Source organism: Pseudomonas sp. W4I3 (assembly GCF_030816195.1).
Classification (GTDB): domain Bacteria; phylum Pseudomonadota; class Gammaproteobacteria; order Pseudomonadales; family Pseudomonadaceae; genus Aquipseudomonas.
The window spans coordinates 2,060,747-2,078,953 of the sequence record NZ_JAUSXS010000001.1 but is presented as its reverse complement, the minus strand read 5'-3'; the positions used below and the strand labels follow the sequence as shown (position 1 = coordinate 2,078,953).

Annotated in this window: 17 protein-coding genes and 1 pseudogene; 14 read left to right on the top strand and 4 right to left on the bottom strand. The window is 60.5% G+C overall.

The window, feature by feature from the left end; all coding sequences use genetic code 11:
- Positions 1–105: 105 nt before the first annotated feature.
- Positions 106–2,370, top strand: a complete 2,265-nt coding sequence (locus QF045_RS09420) for a bifunctional diguanylate cyclase/phosphodiesterase (RefSeq protein WP_306494873.1) — start codon at positions 106–108, stop codon at positions 2,368–2,370.
- 190 nt (positions 2,371–2,560) lie between these two features.
- Here the strand turns inward: QF045_RS09420 and QF045_RS09415 are convergent, their stop codons facing one another.
- Positions 2,561–2,863, bottom strand: a complete 303-nt coding sequence (locus QF045_RS09415) for a DUF2288 domain-containing protein (protein ID WP_306491961.1) — start codon at positions 2,861–2,863, stop codon at positions 2,561–2,563.
- Between the two features lie 340 nt (positions 2,864–3,203).
- Here QF045_RS09415 and QF045_RS09410 point away from each other — a divergent pair, with 340 nt between their 5' ends.
- The 9 genes and pseudogenes from QF045_RS09410 (at position 3,204) to QF045_RS09370 (ending at position 10,894) form a co-directional block, all read left to right on the top strand.
- Positions 3,204–4,331, top strand: coding sequence for a branched-chain amino acid ABC transporter substrate-binding protein (locus QF045_RS09410; RefSeq protein ID WP_124385500.1), 1,128 nt, complete (start codon positions 3,204–3,206; stop codon positions 4,329–4,331).
- Between the two features lie 230 nt (positions 4,332–4,561).
- On the top strand, positions 4,562–5,485 hold the full coding sequence (gene livH, locus QF045_RS09405; protein ID WP_065951982.1) for a high-affinity branched-chain amino acid ABC transporter permease LivH: 924 nt from the start codon (positions 4,562–4,564) through the stop codon (positions 5,483–5,485).
- On the top strand, positions 5,482–6,735 hold the full coding sequence (locus tag QF045_RS09400; protein ID WP_306491960.1) for a high-affinity branched-chain amino acid ABC transporter permease LivM: 1,254 nt from the start codon (positions 5,482–5,484) through the stop codon (positions 6,733–6,735). Before livH ends, QF045_RS09400 begins: the two co-directional genes overlap by 4 nt.
- Positions 6,732–7,499 carry a high-affinity branched-chain amino acid ABC transporter ATP-binding protein LivG gene (gene livG / locus QF045_RS09395; RefSeq protein ID WP_005785832.1) on the top strand — a complete coding sequence of 256 codons (768 nt, stop codon included), beginning with the start codon at positions 6,732–6,734 and terminating at the stop codon, positions 7,497–7,499. The genes QF045_RS09400 and livG overlap by 4 nt, the downstream gene beginning before the upstream one ends.
- 1 nt (position 7,500) lies before the next feature.
- Positions 7,501–8,202 carry an ABC transporter ATP-binding protein gene (locus QF045_RS09390; protein WP_306491959.1) on the top strand — a complete coding sequence of 234 codons (702 nt, stop codon included), beginning with the start codon at positions 7,501–7,503 and terminating at the stop codon, positions 8,200–8,202.
- A gap of 238 nt (positions 8,203–8,440) precedes the next feature.
- Entirely contained in the window at positions 8,441–8,737 is a 297-nt protein-coding gene (locus tag QF045_RS09385; protein WP_306491958.1) for a DUF2282 domain-containing protein, read from the top strand.
- 22 nt (positions 8,738–8,759) lie between these two features.
- Positions 8,760–9,638: a DUF692 domain-containing protein gene (locus tag QF045_RS09380; RefSeq protein ID WP_306491957.1), complete on the top strand. Its 879-nt coding sequence runs from the start codon at positions 8,760–8,762 to the stop codon at positions 9,636–9,638.
- Positions 9,635–10,412 (top strand): annotated as a pseudogene (locus QF045_RS09375) (DUF2063 domain-containing protein). The gene QF045_RS09380 and the pseudogene QF045_RS09375 overlap by 4 nt, the downstream one beginning before the upstream one ends.
- The gene (locus QF045_RS09370) at positions 10,409–10,894 is read left to right on the top strand and encodes a DoxX family protein (protein ID WP_306491956.1); all 486 of its coding nucleotides are present in this window, start codon (positions 10,409–10,411) and stop codon (positions 10,892–10,894) included. The pseudogene QF045_RS09375 and the gene QF045_RS09370 overlap by 4 nt, the downstream one beginning before the upstream one ends.
- Here QF045_RS09370 and QF045_RS09365 read toward each other — a convergent pair.
- Positions 10,885–11,799 carry a LysR family transcriptional regulator gene (locus QF045_RS09365; RefSeq protein ID WP_306491955.1) on the bottom strand — a complete coding sequence of 305 codons (915 nt, stop codon included), beginning with the start codon at positions 11,797–11,799 and terminating at the stop codon, positions 10,885–10,887. The two genes, QF045_RS09370 and QF045_RS09365, sit on opposite strands and share 10 nt — an antisense overlap.
- A 104-nt stretch (positions 11,800–11,903) precedes the next feature.
- Here QF045_RS09365 and QF045_RS09360 point away from each other — a divergent pair, with 104 nt between their 5' ends.
- The 3 genes from QF045_RS09360 to QF045_RS09350 all read left to right on the top strand — a co-directional run bounded on the left by QF045_RS09360 (position 11,904) and on the right by QF045_RS09350 (position 14,990).
- Positions 11,904–12,503 carry a short chain dehydrogenase gene (locus tag QF045_RS09360; protein ID WP_306491954.1) on the top strand — a complete coding sequence of 200 codons (600 nt, stop codon included), beginning with the start codon at positions 11,904–11,906 and terminating at the stop codon, positions 12,501–12,503.
- A gap of 95 nt (positions 12,504–12,598) precedes the next feature.
- Complete coding sequence (locus QF045_RS09355; protein WP_306491953.1) at positions 12,599–13,270, top strand: COG3650 family protein; 672 nt, start codon at positions 12,599–12,601, stop codon at positions 13,268–13,270.
- A gap of 106 nt (positions 13,271–13,376) precedes the next feature.
- Positions 13,377–14,990 (top strand): NAD(P)/FAD-dependent oxidoreductase, encoded by a 1,614-nt coding sequence (locus tag QF045_RS09350; protein ID WP_306491952.1) that lies wholly within the window; start codon positions 13,377–13,379, stop codon positions 14,988–14,990.
- Between the two features lie 122 nt (positions 14,991–15,112).
- Here QF045_RS09350 and QF045_RS09345 read toward each other — a convergent pair whose 3' ends face one another.
- Positions 15,113–16,207, bottom strand: a complete 1,095-nt coding sequence (locus tag QF045_RS09345; RefSeq protein WP_306491951.1) for a PLP-dependent cysteine synthase family protein — start codon at positions 16,205–16,207, stop codon at positions 15,113–15,115.
- A 216-nt stretch (positions 16,208–16,423) separates the two neighbouring features.
- On the opposite strand from QF045_RS09345, the gene nhaA reads away from it, so the two are divergent.
- Positions 16,424–17,608: a Na+/H+ antiporter NhaA gene (gene nhaA / locus QF045_RS09340; protein WP_306491950.1), complete on the top strand. Its 1,185-nt coding sequence runs from the start codon at positions 16,424–16,426 to the stop codon at positions 17,606–17,608.
- Positions 17,609–17,683: 75 nt separating this feature from the next.
- Here the strand turns inward: nhaA and QF045_RS09335 are convergent, their stop codons facing one another.
- Positions 17,684–18,148, bottom strand: a complete 465-nt coding sequence (locus QF045_RS09335; protein ID WP_003189251.1) for a glycine zipper 2TM domain-containing protein — start codon at positions 18,146–18,148, stop codon at positions 17,684–17,686.
- Positions 18,149–18,207 lie beyond the last annotated feature (59 nt).

Below are 18,207 nucleotides of genomic sequence, written 5' to 3'. Positions count from 1 at the left end.
TGAAATCAAAGTGCCATTATCCGTGGCAAATCCTCCGAGGCTTCTATACTCGACCTCATAGGTCATCGCCTCAGGCAGTGACGCGACTCTATGACGGGACATGCTATGGAATGGCTGGGGCTGCACTTTTTCACCGACCTTCCAGACAACGGGCACTTATTACTCAATTGCAGTCATAACCCCTTTCTGGTGCTGCTGGCGTACCTGGTCGCCTGCGCGGCGGGCTTCGGCACGCTGGACATGGCCGAACGCGTCGGCCATGTAGAAGACCCCAAGGCCCGCCGCCGCTGGCGATGGTTGGGCGCCGGTTGCCTGGCGGGCGGTATCTGGTCGACCCACTTCATCAGCATGCTGGCTTTCCAGGCCCCCATCGCCATTCATTACGAACTGATCATGACCTTCGTCTCGCTGGTCATCGCCCTGATCGCTTCGCTGTTCGCCATGCAGACACTCAGTCATGCGCATCTGCGATTCGACCAGTACCTGCTGGCCTCGGTGTGGATGGGCCTGGGTATCGCCCTGATGCACTACGTCGGCATGTCGGCCATGCGCTCCCAGGCCCAGGTGTACTTCGAGTCCGGGCTGTTCATGGCATCGGTCGCGATTGCCATCGGTGCCAGCCTGGCAGCGTTGCTGCTGTCGAGCTACCTGCGCAACGGTACCGGCGTGTTTCACCAGTTGCTCAAATACGCCGCCAGCCTGGTGCTGGGTGCCGGCATCCTGAGCATGCACTTCACCGGTATGGCAGCCATGCAAATGCTGATACCGAATGGCTCGAATCTGCAGTTGCCGATCGATCACAATCCGTTGCAATTGGGCCTGTCGGTGGCGGTGATTACCTTGCTGGTCATCGGCAGCAGCATCAGCGCGGCCCTGGCCGACAAGAAGCTGCAGCACAAGGAACGTGACCTGCGCAGGGTCAACGCGCTGCTCAGCGAACTGGACCAGGCCCGTGCCTCGTTGCAACAGGTGGCCCATTACGATGCGCTGACCAGCTTGCTCAACCGGCGGGGCTTCAACCAGATTTTCGCGGAAAAAGTCGCGGAAAAAACCGCAACCAACGGCATGATGGCGGTGATCTTCCTCGATATTGACCACTTCAAGCGCATCAACGACAGCCTTGGACATGATGCCGGTGATCAATTGCTCACCGTGCTGGCCAGCCATATCAAAAGCTCGGTACGCAGCCATGCCGACGTGGTGGCGCGCTTTGGCGGGGATGAGTTCTGCATCCTGATCAACATCCATCATCGCGAAGAAGCGCGGCATATGGCCCAGCGCATCATGCAAAAAATGAAAGAACCCATCGAGTTGGCGGGCCGACGCATGGTCATGACCACCAGCATCGGTATCAGCCTGTTTCCCGAGGATGGCCAGACCTGCGAAGAACTGCTGAAAACCGCCGACCTGGCGCTTTACCAATCCAAGGACGCCGGGCGCAACAGTCTGCACTTCTTCAGTTCCAACCTGAAAACCCGCGCCTTCCTTGAGCTGCAACTGGAAGAAGAACTGCGCGCCGCCCTGCGCACGCGTAATGAACTGGTGCTGTTCTATCAGCCGATCTTCGACATGAAACTGGGCAAGGTCACGCGCCTGGAGGCCCTGGTGCGCTGGCAGCATCCGCAACACGGGCTGCTGGCTCCGGACCGCTTTATCGGAATCGCCGAGAGCAACGGCTTGATTGCTGAACTGGACCACTGGGTATTGCGCCAGGCCTGCCATGATCTGAGCCTGCTGTCGGATCGCGGCTACACCGAGCTGACCATGGCCGTGAACTGCTCGGCCCTGAACCTGGCCCGCGATGAACTGGCAGACGAAATCGAAGCCGCGCTGCGCTTTGCCGGCATTGCCGCCAATCGCCTGGAGCTGGAAGTCACCGAAAACGCGTTGATGGGCAATATCAGCAGCACCCTGGCCTTGTTGCGGCAGATCCGCGCCCTGGGCGTATCCCTGGCGATCGATGACTTCGGCACCGGCTATTCATCGCTGGCCTACCTCAAGCGCCTGCCGCTGAACACCTTGAAGATTGACCGTTCGTTTATCCAGGACATCCCCAAGTCCACCGCCGACAGCGAAATCGTCCAGGCCATCATCGGCATGGCGCATACCTTGCACCTGGAGGTGGTGACCGAAGGGGTGGAGACTCAAGCACAATTCGAGCTGTTACTGCAGCATGGCTGCGACTTCATTCAGGGTTACCTGCTGAGCCCGGCGGTGGCCTTCAACGACATCATCGGCGTCATGCAAGGCATGCAGATACGCAACCCGCTCCACACGATCGGCACGGGTAGCAATAAAGACCCCCTGCCAGCGAAGGAACCGGCTGCGGCGCGCACCAACCCGCCTTCGATCGTGAGGCCGATTCGCTGACGGGGCGAGGGTTTAATACGTTGAAACAATTCCCCTGCCCTCGCCCCGGCCCCCTAACTGTTCCCGTGACGTTAACGTCACCGTCACCTGTGACCTTTCTCTACGGCAAGGTGCCATCACCGCTCAAGCGGTTACTCGGCTACACACTTGCCGAGGCACATTCGGCGCACCAATATCGAGCAGCAGCTTCTTACGCCGCCCTTTCCTGGATCAAAATCCAGGGCGACACCACCACCGCCCACAAGCCCGGGTCTCGTGCGACCAAGTCCACCGCCCGCGTCGCAGACACTTCGCCGAGGCTCCCTGCAGCCAGCCAGGCAGCGACCTTGTCGCGATTGTCTTCGGCCATCGCCTCGGCCGCCTCGATCAAATCCAGGCCAGCGTCGACCCACAATAGGGCACCCTTGGCAAAGAACGGTTCGAGCTCCTTCCAGGAAATTTCGGCGGTTTCACCGAGCAGCTTGGCATAGAGGGTGCTAGGTTCTTGCGTCATGGGAGTTCACCTGAGTAAAAAATCGGCGCAATCATAGCGTCGTGTCTCAGCCAGAAAAACCCAGTAGCAAATGAGGTAGCAATTGAAAGTGTCGGAAAAGCCAAGGAATGCGTGCAACGCTGGCATCACCCCGCCGCAATTCTGTCTTTTTCTTTCATTAAAGCGACACAACCCGGTTTTGCCCCCGGCAGCCAGCTTTTCAAGCGCTCAACCGGCGCTCTACACTGTACCGGTACAGTTGCCAGGGCATCGCCGGGGGATATCCGAGATATCTGATCCGGTTCTGCAGCTCACAAGGCCGCTAGAACTATAAAAAATACAACAGTAAGAGTGGAGCACTATGAATAAGGCTACTAAGCAGATTTCCAAACTGTTTGCCGCTATGGTCCTGGCTGGGGTTGCCGGCCATTCGTTCGCAGCCGACACCATCAAGATCGGCATTGCCGGCCCCAAGACCGGGCCAGTAACGCAATACGGCGACATGCAATTCATGGGTGCCAAGCAGGCAATCGCCGACATCAACGCCAAGGGCGGCGTGGACGGCAAGATGCTTGAAGCCAAGGAATACGACGACGCGTGCGATCCGAAACAAGCCGTTGCCGTAGCCAACAAAGTGGTCAACGACGGCGTCAAGTTCGTGGTCGGTCACCTCTGCTCCAGCTCCACTCAGCCAGCGTCCGATATCTACGAAGACGAAGGCGTCATCATGATTACCCCTGCGGCCACCAGCCCGGAAATCACCTCCCGTGGCTACAAGCTGATCTTCCGCACCATCGGCCTGGACAGCGCACAAGGCCCGGCGGCCGGCAATTACATCGCCGACCACGTGAAGCCGAAAATCGTTGCCGTGCTGCATGACAAGCAGCAATACGGTGAAGGCATCGCCAGCGCCGTGAAGAAAACCCTTGAAGAAAAAGGCACCAAGGTTGCCGTCTTCGAAGGCCTGAACGCCGGCGACAAGGACTTCTCCTCGATCATCCAGAAACTCAAGCAAGCCAACGTCGACTTCGTCTACTACGGCGGCTACCACCCTGAGCTGGGCCTGATTCTGCGCCAAGCCAAGGAAAAAGGCCTGAACGCCAAGTTCATGGGCCCGGAAGGCGTCGGCAACGACTCCATCTCGCAAATCGCCCAAGGCGCTTCCGAAGGCCTGCTGGTGACCCTGCCTAAATCCTTCGACACCGATCCGGCCAACAAGGCCATCGTTGAAGAGTTCGCCAAGAACAAGCAGGACCCAACCGGTCCGTTCGTGTTCCCAGCCTACTCGGCCATCGAAGTGATCGCCGGCGGTATCAAGGCTGCCAAGAGCGAAGACACCGCCAAGGTGGCCGAGGCCATCCACGCGGGTACCTTCAAGACCCCTACCGGTGAGCTCAGCTTCGACGCCAAGGGCGACCTGAAGGACTTCAAGTTCGTGGTCTACGAATGGCACTTCGGCAAACCAAAAACCGAAGTTTCCCCTCAGTAAGCCAGGCGTTACTGGTCCAACAAGCCCACTGTGAGAGCAGTGGGCTTTGTTTTACGAGGTTTATGGGCCATGTCACCCGCGATCCGGGCGCTGGCTCACCTGAAAATCTTAAAACCGTCACCAGCGGTTCGCTGGCAAACGCTTTGTGCAAATGTGCTCACAGAACACAGCGCAGGGCCGGAACATGACTCCACCAGTGAAATGCGTATCGGGTTTTTAGGAGCGCTGTAATGCCTGAGATCTATCATTTTTTCCAACAGCTGGTTAATGGCCTGACCATTGGCAGCACCTATGCCTTGATAGCCATTGGCTACACAATGGTTTACGGCATCATTGGAATGATCAACTTCGCCCATGGCGAGGTGTACATGATTGGTTCCTACGTGGCCTTCATCGCCCTCGCCGGGCTGGCCATGATGGGTATCCACTCCCTGCCGCTGTTGATGACCGCTGCGTTCCTTGCGTCGATCGTCGTGACCAGTGCCTATGGCTACAGTATCGAGCGTGTTGCCTACCGTCCCTTGCGCGGCAGCAACCGGTTGATCCCGCTGATTTCCGCCATCGGCATGTCGATTTTCCTGCAGAACACGGTATTGCTGTCCCAGGACTCCAAGGACAAGTCCATTCCCAACCTGATTCCGGGGAGCATCTCCTTCGGTCCCGGTGGTGCGCAAGAAGTACTGATTTCCTACATGCAGATCCTGGTCTTCATCGTCACCCTGGTGGCCATGCTCGGCCTCACGCTGTTCATCTCCCGCTCTCGTCTGGGCCGCGCCTGCCGGGCCTGCGCCGAAGACATCAAGATGGCCAACCTGCTGGGCATCAACACCAATAACATCATCGCCCTGACCTTCGTGATCGGTGCTGCGCTGGCGGCGGTCGCTGCCGTGTTGCTGAGCATGCAGTACGGCGTGATCAACCCCAACGCCGGCTTCCTGGTAGGCCTCAAGGCCTTTACCGCGGCGGTATTGGGCGGTATCGGCAGTATTCCGGGCGCCATGCTCGGTGGGCTGGTACTGGGCGTGGCCGAAGCCTTTGGCGCCGATATCTTCGGTGACCAGTACAAGGACGTCGTGGCGTTCGGCTTGTTGGTCCTGGTGTTGTTGTTCCGTCCGACCGGCATCCTGGGCCGCCCGGAGGTTGAGAAAGTATGAGCAGATATCTTAAATCGGCGTTTTTCAGCGCCTTGCTGGTATGGGCCGTGGCCTTTCCGGTACTCGGTCTCAAGCTGAGCATTGTTGGCATCAACCTGGAAGTGCATGGCACAGGGCCGCTGACCCTGACCGTGATCGCCCTGTGTTCGGTGCTGATGTTCCTGCGCGTGCTGTTCACCCAGCAGGTCGGTGCCCTGTTCAAGGGCAACCGTGGCCCATTGGTGTCGCCTAAGGTCAGCCAATTCCTGACCCTGCCGCGCACCCAGCGCTACATCATCATCGGCCTGATCATCGCCGCGTTGATCTGGCCGTTCTTCGGCTCGCGCGGCGCGGTCGACATCGCCACCCTGATCCTGATCTACGTGTTGCTGGGCCTGGGCCTGAACATCGTGGTCGGCCTGGCCGGCCTGCTCGACCTGGGTTATGTGGGCTTCTATGCCGTGGGGGCCTACACCTACGCGCTGCTGTCGCACTATCTGGGCTGGAGCTTCTGGATCTGCCTGCCACTGGCGGGGATGGCGGCGGCCACGTTCGGCTTCCTGCTGGGTTTCCCGGTGTTGCGCCTGCGCGGTGACTACCTGGCGATCGTAACCCTGGGTTTCGGTGAAATCATCCGTCTGTTCCTGCGTAACCTCACCGATATCACCGGTGGCCCCAATGGCATCAGCAGCATTCCCAAGCCAACGTTCTTCGGCCTGTCGTTCGACCGTAGCGCGGCTGAGGGCATGCAGACTTTCCATGAGTACTTCGGGATTGCCTACAACCCGGTGAGCAAGGTGGTGTTCCTGTACCTGGTCGCCCTGTTGCTGGCGCTGGCAGCGCTGTTCGTGATCAATCGGTTGCTGCGCATGCCGATCGGCCGCGCCTGGGAAGCCTTGCGCGAAGATGAAATCGCCTGCCGCGCCCTGGGTCTGAACCCGACCATCATCAAGCTTTCCGCCTTCACCCTGGGCGCTGCATTTGCAGGTTTCGCCGGCAGCTTCTTCGCCGCGCGCCAAGGCCTGGTGACCCCGGAGTCGTTCACCTTTATCGAGTCGGCGATCATCCTCGCCATCGTGGTACTGGGCGGCATGGGCTCGCAACTGGGTGTGATCCTCGCCGCGATTGTGATGATCCTGCTGCCGGAAATGATGCGTGAGTTCAGCGAATACCGCATGTTGATGTTCGGCGCCATGATGGTGCTGATGATGATCTGGCGCCCTCAAGGCCTGCTGCCCATGCAACGTCCACACATGGAGCTGCGCAAATGAGCCGCGAGATCCTAAAAGTCGAAAATCTGAGCATGCGCTTCGGCGGCCTGCTCGCGGTCAACGGCGTCGCCCTGACCGTCAAGGAAAAACAAGTGGTCGCGCTGATCGGCCCCAACGGCGCCGGCAAGACCACGGTGTTCAACTGCCTCACCGGTTTCTACAAGCCGAGCGGTGGCAGCATCCTGCTGGACGGCCAGCCGATCCAGGGCCTGGCCGGCCACGAGATCGCCCGTAAGGGCGTGGTGCGCACGTTCCAGAACGTGCGCCTGTTCAAGGACATGACAGCGGTCGAAAACCTGCTGATCGCCCAGCACCGTCACCTGAACACCAACTTCTTCGCAGGCCTGTTCAAGACGCCGGCATTCCGCAAGAGCGAGCGCGAGGCCATGGAGTACGCGGCGTACTGGCTGGATAAGGTCAACCTGACCGAGTTCGCCAACCGCCCGGCCGGCACCCTGGCCTATGGTCAGCAGCGTCGCCTGGAAATCGCCCGCTGCATGATGACCCGCCCGCGGATCCTCATGCTCGACGAACCGGCCGCCGGCCTGAACCCCAAGGAAACCGAAGACCTCAAGGCGCTGATCAGCGTGCTGCGCGAGGAAAACAACGCCACCGTGCTGCTGATCGAACACGACATGAAACTGGTCATGAGCATTTCCGACCATATCGTCGTGATCAACCAGGGCACGCCGCTGGCCGACGGGACGCCGGAGCAGATCCGCGACAATCCCGAAGTGATCAAAGCCTATTTGGGGGAAGCGTAAAATGCTGCAATTCGAAAACGTTTCCACTTTCTACGGCAAGATCCAGGCCCTGCACAGCGTCAACGTGGAAGTGCGTCAGGGTGAGATCGTGACCCTGATCGGCGCCAACGGCGCCGGCAAGTCAACGTTGCTGATGACCCTGTGCGGTTCGCCCCAGGCCCACAGCGGCAGCATCCGCTACATGGGTGAAGAACTGGTGGGCAAGCACTCCGCCGAAATCATGCGCAAGAGCATCGCGGTGGTGCCCGAAGGCCGTCGCGTGTTCTCGCGCCTGACCGTGGAAGAGAACCTGGCCATGGGCGGCTTCTTTACCGACAAGGGCGACTACGAGGCGCAGATGGACAAGGTGCTGCACCTGTTCCCGCGGCTCAAGGAGCGCTTCAGCCAGCGCGGCGGCACCATGTCCGGCGGCGAGCAGCAAATGCTCGCCATCGGCCGGGCGTTGATGAGCAAGCCCAAGCTGTTGCTGCTGGACGAACCGTCCCTGGGCTTGGCGCCGATCATCATCCAGCAGATCTTCGACATCATCGAGCAGTTGCGCAAGGACGGGGTGACGGTGTTCCTGGTGGAGCAGAACGCCAACCAGGCACTGAAAATTGCCGACCGCGCCTATGTGTTGGAGAACGGCCGAGTGGTGATGCAGGGCACCGGCGAGCAACTGCTGACTGATCCAAAGGTGCGTGAGGCGTACCTGGGCGGTTAAAACGGTTGCTGGATGAACCGGCTTGAAATGTGGGAGGGGGCTTGCTCCCGATGACAGAGTGTCAGATAGCCTATGGGTATCTGATACACCGCCATCGGGAGCAAGCCCCCTCCCACATTTGCTTTGCGTGATGCTTACAATTATTTTCGGCCGGCTTGTAACGAAGTTCGTCCCCCTCTCTCTAGTGGTGCAAGCAGGCAATCAAGCCTGCCAATCAACCCACTGCTGGAGATACATCATGACGACCAAACTGTCCGCTGCCACCCTCGTCCTGGCCCTTGGCTCGGCCTTGAGCCTGTCTGCCCTGACCGCCACCGCCCATGCGGCCGATGACATGCAGAAATGCTTCGGCATCGCCGAGGCCGGCAAGAACGACTGCGCCGCCGGCGCCGGCACTTCTTGCGCCGGTACGTCCAAAACCAAGGACCAGGCCAACGCCTGGAAGCTGGTACCCGCCGGCACTTGCACGAAAACCCCAAGCACCACCTCACCGACCGGTTTCGGTCAGGAAGCAGCCTTTACCGCCAAGTCCTGAACCCCCGCAAACCTGAGGACAGATGATGACGCTTTCATCCCAGCCTACGGCCTCACCGGCTCAAGTGTCCGGCCTCCCTCACAGGGCGGGGCTGGGATTGAAGACCGAGCACATCAACCAAGTGCTTGAGACCTGCCCCGACATCGGTTTCTTTGAAGTGCATGCCGAAAACTACATGGTCGCCGGCGGCCCTTTTCACCACTATCTGGGCTTGATTCGCGAACGGTACCCACTGTCGTTGCACGGCGTGGGTCTCTCCATCGGCGGTGAAGGCCCACTCAACCCTGAGCACCTGGCACGGCTGGCCAGGCTGATCGAACGCTATCAACCCCACTCTTTTTCCGAACACCTGGCCTGGTCCAGCCACGGCCCGGTGTTTCTCAATGACTTGCTGCCCCTGGCCTACGACGCGCAAACCCTGGCGCGTGTCTGCGAGCACGTGGATCAGGTGCAAAGCGCGCTCAAGCGGCCGATGCTGCTGGAGAACCCGTCGACCTATGTGCAGTTTCAACGCTCCACCCTGGACGAAACGGACTTCCTCAGCGAAATTATTCGGCGCACCGGCTGCGGTTTGTTGCTGGACGTGAATAACGTCTACGTGTCGTGCATCAACCATCAGCGCGATCCGCTGGCCTACATCGATGCCTTACCTTTGCAGGCCGTCGGCGAGATACACCTGGCCGGCTTTGCCGAAGACACCGACAGCCTGGGCGACAGGTTGCTCATCGACGATCACGGCGCGCCGATCGACGAGGCGGTGTGGCAGCTATACAAACAGCTGCTCAACCGCACGGGGCCGGTCGCCACGCTGATCGAGCGAGATAACCAGGTGCCGGCCTTCAGCGTGCTGCACGCTGAAGCCAGGCAAGCCGAACGGCATCTGTTGCAGGTGATTTCATGAGCCTTCAGAGCGCATTTGCCAACGCCTTGATCGCGGCGGACGGCTCCTGTCCGGACGGGTTGTTCAGCAGCAACGGCGCAGACCCGGCCAGTCGCTTCGCGGTGTATCGCAATAACGTCCACAGCTCGTTGATCAATGCCTTGGCGGCCAGCTATCCCGTGACGTTGCAATTGGTGGGCGATAAATTTTTCCGCGCCATGGCCGGTCTTTTCGTTCAGGCCAACCCTCCCACCAGCCCGTTGATCAACGAGTACGGCAGCAGTCTGGCGGACTTTATCCAGGCATTCGAACCGGCTGCCAGCGTGCCCTATCTCGCCGATGTCGCACGGCTGGAGCGCCTGCGGTGTTCGTGCTTATCACGCGCCGGACATCCCGGCGCAGTGCCAGCAACACATTCTTCACTGCCTGCAAGGTCACGCAGACGTGGGGCAGTCAAGCCTGCAACTGCACCCGTCGCTCGCCACGTTGAACTCTTGCTATGCGGTCGTGGCGATATGGGCCGCGCACCAGACTGACGACGGCCTTGCCGGCTTGAACCCATGGCCTGCGCAAAACGCACTGATCCTGCGCCAGGGCTTGGCGGTGAAGGTGTTCGCCATCGACAGCGGCTCGGTGGCCTTTATTGAATGCCTGAGCCAAGGCATGAAACTGGAAACCGCTGTGGAGCATGCCTTACGGGTCTCGTCCGAATTCGAACTCCACCGGTGTCTGGCGCTGTTGATCAGCCACGACGCCATTACTCATTTACACCTGGAACAAAAGGTATCGCCATGAACCGTCCCGCTGCCCACCTGCTCAACCGGGCCATCGCACTTTTCGAAAAAATCCCTTACAGCCTGATCGCTTTCATTGCACGCTTCTCTGTCGCGGCGGTGTTCTGGAAATCCGGGCAGACCAAAGTCGAAGGTTTCGCCATCGATCTGGTCAGCGGCACCTTCCAGCTCGGCGAACCCAAACTTGCGGCCTCGACCTTGCCGTTATTTCGCAGCGAATACCACGTGCCGCTGTTGTCGCCCGAAGTCGCCGCGCACCTGGCAGCGTTTGCCGAACACTTTTTCCCGGTGTTGATCCTGCTGGGGTTTGCCACGCGATTCGCAGCCCTTGCCCTGATCGGCATGACCCTGACCATTCAGTTGTTTGTCTATCCAGACGCCTACCCGACCCATGGCACCTGGCTTGCGCTGTTATTGCTGTTGGTTGCCAAGGGCCCGGGCCGCTTGTCCATCGACCACTGGATCGCCCGTCGCTACCGCTGAAGACGGTCCAGGGCCGCGCCGCTGCGCTTGAACCAGTCCACCAGGTAGTCGGCCAATACCTGGATGCGCCGCGGCAGGCCACCCTGGTAGGGATGCACCAGGTACATCGGCTGGCTGCGCGTCTGATAGTCACGCAGCAGCCAGCGCAAGCGACCATCCGCCAATTCCGCCGGGAGCAGGTAGGACGGCAAGCGAGCGATACCGGCGCCCACCAATGCGGCTTTTTTCAAGAGGTTGTAGTGGTTGCAAGCGAAGGTGCCGCTGACCCGCACACGCAGCAACTCATGCTGCTGGTGATACAGCCACTCCTCGCGGCCGCTGTAATGGCTGTTGAGCAAACAGGTGTGGCCGGCCAGATCCTGCGGGCGCAGCGGCTCGCCGTGCTGTTGCAGATAGGCCGGGCTGGCGCAGGTCATCTCGTGCCAGGCCAGCAGTGGCTTGACCACCAGCCGCTCATTCTCGATGGCGTCCAAGCGTACACCCAGATCGAACCCGTCCCGCGCCAGATCCCGATAGCGGTTGTTGAGCTCCAGCTCGATCTGCACCTGTGGGTATTGCCTGGAAAACTCCAGCAACAAACCATCGAAGAAGGTTTCTCCCAATGAAACCGGAACCGTCATACGCACCGGCCCGGCCAGGTCATCGTTGAGCCGCGCCAAGGCCTGACGCGCACGTTCCACCTGCAACACCAGCGCCTGTGCCTGAGGCAGCAATGCCGCACCTGCGGCGGTAAGGCTCAGCTTGCGCGTGGTGCGATGCAGCAGCACCACGGCGTACTGCGCCTCCAACTGGCTGATCCGCTTGGACAACTGCCCCTTGCTGCAACCCAATTGCTCGGACGCCAGGGTGAAGCTGCCCGCTTCTATCAGCACGGCGAAGGCGGCGAGGTCATCCATTTCGCTCATCGATTGTTTCCATTTGAAAACCAAAGGTTGCCTATTAGCGCGTTTATTCGGTGAAAAAGCCACACTAGACTCTTCCTTCAACTGGCTCTTGGAGGAACAGCACGATGAAAATTCTTTTGATTGGTGCCAACGGCACGATCGGTTCAGCGGTCAAGGCAGAGCTGGCACAGCGTCACGAAGTGATCGCCATCGGCCGCAACAGCGGCGACTTGCAGGTCGACATCAGTGACACCGCCTCGATTCGCAAGTTGTTCGAGCAGACCGGCACGTTCGACGCGCTGGTTTGCGCAGCAGGCAACGTGAACTTCGTAGCGCTGAGCGACATGCGCGAAACAGACTTCGAACTGGGCCTGCGTGACAAGCTGATGGGCCAGGTGAACCTGCTGTTGATCGGCCGTGAGTTCGCCAATGACGGCGCGTCGTTTACCTTCACCAGCGGTATTTTGAACCGTGACCCGATTCGCACCGGCGCCTCGGCGGCGCTGGTGAATGGCGCATTGGATGCGTTCGTCAAGGCAGCGGCAATTGAACTGCCACGCGGTTTGCGCATTAACACCGTGAGCCCGACGGTGCTGTTGGAAGCCATGGGCAGCTACGCACCCTATTTCCGTGGGTTTAAACCGGTGCCCGCCGCCGAAGTGGCTTTGGCCTACGCAAAAAGTGTCGAGGGTTTACAGACCGGTCAGACCTTTATCGTGGGCTGAGTTTCACGGCTGTAAGAAACGCCTGAAGCTGGGTCGCAGGCTTGTGATGCGGCGCAAGCCTGCGTAACGTGACGGCACCTGTCTGGAGACCGAAAATGCGTGCCGCCTCGACCCTTACATTGCTAGCCCTGTTCCCCTTCTTCGCCGCTTGCCAGATGTTCGACAGCGAGCCTGCCAAGGTCTCTACCGTCGGGCTGACCCGCATGCAGGGTGAACTGACGGCGGTGGACGGCAAGCTGCTGTTCCAGCCTTGCAACGACCAGCGCAACTACGTGGTCAACGACACCGGTGGCACCAGCATCCTGCAGGAAGCCGCCTCCCTGGCCGGTCAGCAAGGCGCGCTGTTTGCAGATCTGCGTGGCAAGTTTTCCGGCGTTGCCAGCGGCACCCAGGGCTCAGTGGACCTGCAACAGCTGTATCGCGTCGAACGCTCGACCTCAGCCTGTGGCGACCCGGACTTCAAACGCATGATCCTGCGCGCAAACGGCCACAAGCCGGCCTGGGCGATGAGCGTCACGGCCAAGGGCATGGTGCTCGAACGAGAAGGCCAGCCGCCCCTGGCAGTGCCGTATGTCGAGGAGCAACTGGGGGATGGGCGCTTCAACCTGATGACCGACGCCAATAACCAGCACATCGAGTTGTGGGTCGCCCCGCAGCGATGCGTCGACAGCATGAGCGGCAGCTTGCAACACATGAGCGCCGAGCTGCGTGTAAACGGCCAGGTACAGCGTGGTTGCGCGGCATTTGGCGGCTCGCGGGACGACTGATTGCGCCCTGCGCTGTTTTAACCTGACGGAAAAGCGCCATTGGGGCTTATAATCGCCGGTTTGCAAAACCGCCGGCCTCCTTGCCCGCCGCCTACCGGATCCTGTCATGTTACGAATCACCGAACTCAAGCTGCCCATCGACCATCCCGAAGAAGACCTGCGGCCCGCCATCGTGCAGCGCCTGGGCATCGCCAGTGATGACCTGCTCGATTTCACCCTGTTCAAGCGCAGCTACGATGCCCGCAAGAAGTCCTCGGAGCTGTGCTTTATCTACACCATTGACCTGAATGTGAAGGGCGAAGCCGCCTTGCTGCTCAAGTTTGCCGATGATCGCAACATCAACCCGGCACCGGATGTCAGCTACCACGTGGTGGGTAAGGCACCGCAAGGCCTGGTCGAACGGCCGGTCGTGGTTGGCTTTGGCCCCTGCGGAATCTTCGCCGGGCTGCTGCTGGCACAGATGGGCTTCAAGCCGATCATCCTTGAGCGGGGCAAGGAAGTGCGCCAGCGCACCAAGGACACCTGGGGCCTGTGGCGCAAAAACGTGCTCAACCCCGAGTCCAATGTGCAGTTCGGCGAAGGCGGCGCCGGGACCTTCTCCGACGGCAAGCTGTACAGCCAGATCAAGGACCCGAAGTTCCACGGGCGCAAAGTGCTGCACGAGTTCGTCAAGGCCGGCGCGCCGGAAGAGATTCTCTATGTCAGCAAGCCGCACATCGGCACATTCCGTCTGACCGGCGTGGTGGAAAACATGCGCCAGCAGATCATTGCCCTGGGCGGTGAAGTGCGCTTCGAACAACGGGTCACCGACGTGCTGATCGAAGATGGCCAGTTGCACGGCGTGGTCATCGACGGCGGCGAACAAATCCTCTCCCGGCACGTGATCCTGGCCCTGGGCCACAGCGCCCGCGACACCTTCCGCATGCTTCACGGTCGGGGCGTGTACATGGAGGCCAAGCCGTTCTCGGTGGGCTTCCGTATTGAACACCCGCAGTCGTTGATCGACGCCGCACGTCTGGGCAAATACGCCGGGCACCCGAAACTCGGCGCCGCCGATTACAAGTTGGTGCACCACGCCAAGAACGGCCGCTCGGTCTACAGCTTCTGCATGTGCCCTGGCGGCACCGTAGTGGCCGCGACGTCGGAGCCCCATCGCGTCGTGACCAACGGCATGAGCCAGTACTCACGTAATGAGCGCAACGCCAACTCGGGCATCGTGGTTGGCATCACGCCTGAGGTGGACTACCCAGGCGGCCCCCTCGCCGGTATCGAACTGCAGGAGCGCCTGGAGTCGCATGCTTACGTCCTCGGCGGCAGCAATTACGAGGCCCCGGCACAATTGGTCGGCGATTTCATCGCAGGCAAGCCGTCCACGGCTATCGGCAGCGTGGAACCGTCCTACAAGCCGGGGGTAGCCTTGGGTGACCTGGCCCTGGCCCTGCCCGACTTCGCCATCGAAGCCATCCGTGAAGCCTTGCCGGCCTTCGAGAAACAGATCAAAGGCTACTCGCTGCACGATGCGGTCTTGACCGGTATCGAGACGCGCACTTCGTCGCCGCTGCGGATTACCCGTAATGAGTCGATGCAGAGCTTGAACGTGAAAGGCTTGTTCCCGGCCGGTGAAGGCGCGGGTTATGCCGGTGGGATTCTGTCGGCGGGCGTTGACGGGATTCGCATCGCCGAGGCGTTGGCGCGGGATATGCTGGGCATCGAGGCCTGAGAACGCCGCTGTACACATGTGGGAGGGGGCTTGCCCCCGATAGCAGTCGTTCAGTCGGAGCATCTTTGACTGATACACCACAATCGGGGGCAAGCCCCCTCCCACATTTGGTTTGCGGTGTATCAGATATTGGCGCGCAAGACAGTGCCGGGTAGCGCATCGCCGCGTTCGACACTTGCTGCGACCGCGGCGATCAGGCCCTCCAACGCATAGCCCTGCCCCGCCAGCCATGCTTGATCATAGTAAGTGGTGGCATAGCGCTCGCCCCCATCACACAAGATCGCCACGATCGACCCCGACTCCCCCGCCGCTTTCATCTGGTGCGCCGCCACCAGGGCACCGATCAGGTTCGTCCCGCTGGAACCGCCCACTCGCCGCCCTAACCGCTCGGCCAGATAATGCATCGCCGCCAACGACAGCGCATCCGGCACCTTGACCATCGCATCGATCACAGTCGGCAAAAACGAGGCTTCCACCCGTGGCCGGCCAATTCCTTCAATCCGCGAGCCGCAGTCCAGGCGCAGGCTGGCGTCGCCGCTCAGGTAATAATCGAAAAATACCGAACGTTCGGCGTCGGCACACAACACGCGGGTGCAATGCTGGCGATAGCGCACATAGCGCCCCAGGGTCGCGGTAGTGCCGCCGGTTCCGGGGCTGGAAATCAACCAGCTCGGCTCCGGGTGTTGCTCGAAGCGCAACTGCTGGAAGATCGACTCGGCGATGTTGTTGTTCGCGCGCCAGTCGGTGGCGCGCTCGGCGTAGGTGAACTGGTCCATGAAGTGACCGCCGCTTTCCTGTGCCAGACGTTCGGATTCGGCGTAGATCTGCGTGGGGTCCTGCACCAGATGGCTCTTGCCGCCATAAAAGGCGATTTGGGCGATCTTTTCCTGGGAAGTGGTGGCGGGCATCACGGCAATAAACGGCAGGCCGAGCAGGCGCGCGAAATAGGCCTCGGAGATCGCCGTCGAACCGCTGGACGCTTCGATCACCGGTGCACCGGGCTTCAGCCAGCCATTGCACAGCGCGTACAGGAACAGCGAGCGCGCCAGCCGATGTTTCAGGCTGCCGGTCGGGTGACTGGACTCATCCTTGAAATACAGCTCGATACCCGGCAAGCCCGGCAACGGCAAAGGGATCAGATGGGTGTCAGCGCTGCGCTGGAAATCCGCTTCAATGATGCGAATGGCTTCGCGGGCCCAGGGACGGTGGTCGCTCATGAGGTGGCTTCTCTAAGAATTTCAGCGCGATATTAGGGGGTTTCCTACACTGCACACAGATACAGTGACGACTCAATTGGTCACACAATTGCTAGGCTTAGACGCACCACAAGCTGCGCCGTACGCTTATAACAAATAAGAATATAACTTTTGTTTTAACAACTAACGGTACGGGTTAGGGTACCCATCTATTGAACCTCGATTGGAGAGCATCCCGTGCCTCTGCGTAGCACTTTCACCCGTTTCTTCCAGCTGGAAGCCGCCAGCGGCCTGTTGCTGATCGCCGCTGCCGCCTTGGCACTGATTATCAACAATTCACCGTTGTCACACCTGTACGGCGCCTTCCTCGACACGCCCGTGGTGGCGCAGGTGGGCGCGCTGCAGATCGCCAAGCCGGCCTTGCTGTGGATCAACGACGGGCTGATGGCCCTGTTCTTCCTGCTGATCGGTCTTGAGGTCAAACGCGAGCTGCTCGATGGCCACTTGTCCAAACCGTCGCAGGTGGTCCTTCCCGGCGCAGCGGCGATCGGCGGCATGGTCGTACCGGCGCTCATCTACTGGGCGCTGAACAAGGACAACCCGGCAGCCCTCGCCGGTTGGGCAATCCCGATGGCCACGGATATCGCTTTTGCGCTGGGCGTCCTGGCGCTGCTGGGCAAACGCGTGCCGGTGTCGCTGAAGCTGTTCCTGATGACCCTGGCAATCATCGACGACCTCGGTGCCATCATCGTCATCGCGCTGTTCTACTCCGCCGACCTGTCCGGCGCTTCGCTGGCGGGCGCGGCGGCGTGTTTGATCGCCTTGATTGCGATGAACCGCCTGGGTGTGGTCAAGCTCGGACCGTACATGATCATCGGCCTGATCCTGTGGGTGTGCGTACTCAAGAGCGGCGTCCATGCCACCCTGGCCGGGGTGACCCTGGCGTTCTGCATTCCGTTGCGCACCAAGAATGCCGAAACCTCGCCCCTGCTGACCCTGGAACATGCCCTGCACCCGTGGGTGGCCTACGCTATCCTGCCGCTCTTCGCGTTTGCCAACGCCGGGGTGTCCCTCACCGGCGTCAGCCTCGAAAGTTTTACCCACCACGTGCCCATGGGCATCGCCGCCGGCCTGTTGATCGGCAAGACCGTCGGTGTGTTCGGCCTTACCTGGCTGGCCATCAAGACGGGCATCGCCTCGTTGCCCAGCGGTGCGAACTGGGGCCAGGTGCTGGGCGTGGCCATTCTGTGTGGGATCGGCTTTACCATGAGCCTGTTTGTCGGCTCACTGGCATTCGTGCCAGGAGCCAGCGAATTTGCGGGCGAGGATCGGATGGGGATTCTGACCGGTTCGATAGTGGCGGCGTTTATTGGTTACGCAGTGACGGCGATGGCGAGTCGCAAGTCCGTTCAACCCTCCTGAGTTGCTGCACCACTAAAACAAAAAACCCCAACCGGTTACCCGGTTGGGGTTTTTCTTCGCCCGTTGCCTACGCCGTCAGCGAGTAACGCGGCTGGTACCGTCCACCGTCATGATGCGCACGCGGTCGCCAATGCGGAAAATTTCATTTTCCTGCACGGCTTGCACATAAGCACGCATGCTGCCGTCGTCTTCACGAACGGTGATTTCCACGCCCTGGGTGCGGGTCAGGCCTTCTTCAGTGGCCGAGCCCAGCAGGCCGCCGGCTACCGCGCCGATCACAGCGGTAACGATGCTGCCACGGCCGCCGCCGATGGCGCTGCCGCCAACGCCGCCGATGACTGCACCTGCAGCACCGCCGATTGGGGTTTTGGTGCCTTCGATCTTGACCGGGCGCAGGGATTCGATGGTACCCATGCGGACGGTCTGTACGCGACGCGCCTCGTCACGGGAGTACGAGTCGCCGGTCAGACTCGAGGCGCAGCCACCCAACAGCAATGACAGGGTGGTAAAGCAGGCAACTAGTAAAACGGACTTACGCATAGCATCAACTCCAAAGGACAGGTATTCATTAAACGCTGCAGCTTGGCGCCTGTCACGGC

What these genes read in the sequence shown, in the direction of transcription:
- QF045_RS09420 (WP_306494873.1), top strand. Translation starts at nt 106, where the DNA reads ATGGAATGGCTGGGGCTGCACTTTTTCACCGACCTTCCAGACAACGGG.
- QF045_RS09415 (WP_306491961.1), bottom strand. Translation starts at nt 2,863, where the DNA reads ATGACGCAAGAACCTAGCACCCTCTATGCCAAGCTGCTCGGTGAAACC.
- QF045_RS09410 (WP_124385500.1), top strand. Translation starts at nt 3,204, where the DNA reads ATGAATAAGGCTACTAAGCAGATTTCCAAACTGTTTGCCGCTATGGTC.
- livH (WP_065951982.1), top strand. Translation starts at nt 4,562, where the DNA reads ATGCCTGAGATCTATCATTTTTTCCAACAGCTGGTTAATGGCCTGACC.
- QF045_RS09400 (WP_306491960.1), top strand. Translation starts at nt 5,482, where the DNA reads ATGAGCAGATATCTTAAATCGGCGTTTTTCAGCGCCTTGCTGGTATGG.
- livG (WP_005785832.1), top strand. Translation starts at nt 6,732, where the DNA reads ATGAGCCGCGAGATCCTAAAAGTCGAAAATCTGAGCATGCGCTTCGGC.
- QF045_RS09390 (WP_306491959.1), top strand. Translation starts at nt 7,501, where the DNA reads ATGCTGCAATTCGAAAACGTTTCCACTTTCTACGGCAAGATCCAGGCC.
- QF045_RS09385 (WP_306491958.1), top strand. Translation starts at nt 8,441, where the DNA reads ATGACGACCAAACTGTCCGCTGCCACCCTCGTCCTGGCCCTTGGCTCG.
- QF045_RS09380 (WP_306491957.1), top strand. Translation starts at nt 8,760, where the DNA reads ATGATGACGCTTTCATCCCAGCCTACGGCCTCACCGGCTCAAGTGTCC.
- QF045_RS09370 (WP_306491956.1), top strand. Translation starts at nt 10,409, where the DNA reads ATGAACCGTCCCGCTGCCCACCTGCTCAACCGGGCCATCGCACTTTTC.
- QF045_RS09365 (WP_306491955.1), bottom strand. Translation starts at nt 11,799, where the DNA reads ATGAGCGAAATGGATGACCTCGCCGCCTTCGCCGTGCTGATAGAAGCG.
- QF045_RS09360 (WP_306491954.1), top strand. Translation starts at nt 11,904, where the DNA reads ATGAAAATTCTTTTGATTGGTGCCAACGGCACGATCGGTTCAGCGGTC.
- QF045_RS09355 (WP_306491953.1), top strand. Translation starts at nt 12,599, where the DNA reads ATGCGTGCCGCCTCGACCCTTACATTGCTAGCCCTGTTCCCCTTCTTC.
- QF045_RS09350 (WP_306491952.1), top strand. Translation starts at nt 13,377, where the DNA reads ATGTTACGAATCACCGAACTCAAGCTGCCCATCGACCATCCCGAAGAA.
- QF045_RS09345 (WP_306491951.1), bottom strand. Translation starts at nt 16,207, where the DNA reads ATGAGCGACCACCGTCCCTGGGCCCGCGAAGCCATTCGCATCATTGAA.
- QF045_RS09335 (WP_003189251.1), bottom strand. Translation starts at nt 18,148, where the DNA reads ATGCGTAAGTCCGTTTTACTAGTTGCCTGCTTTACCACCCTGTCATTG.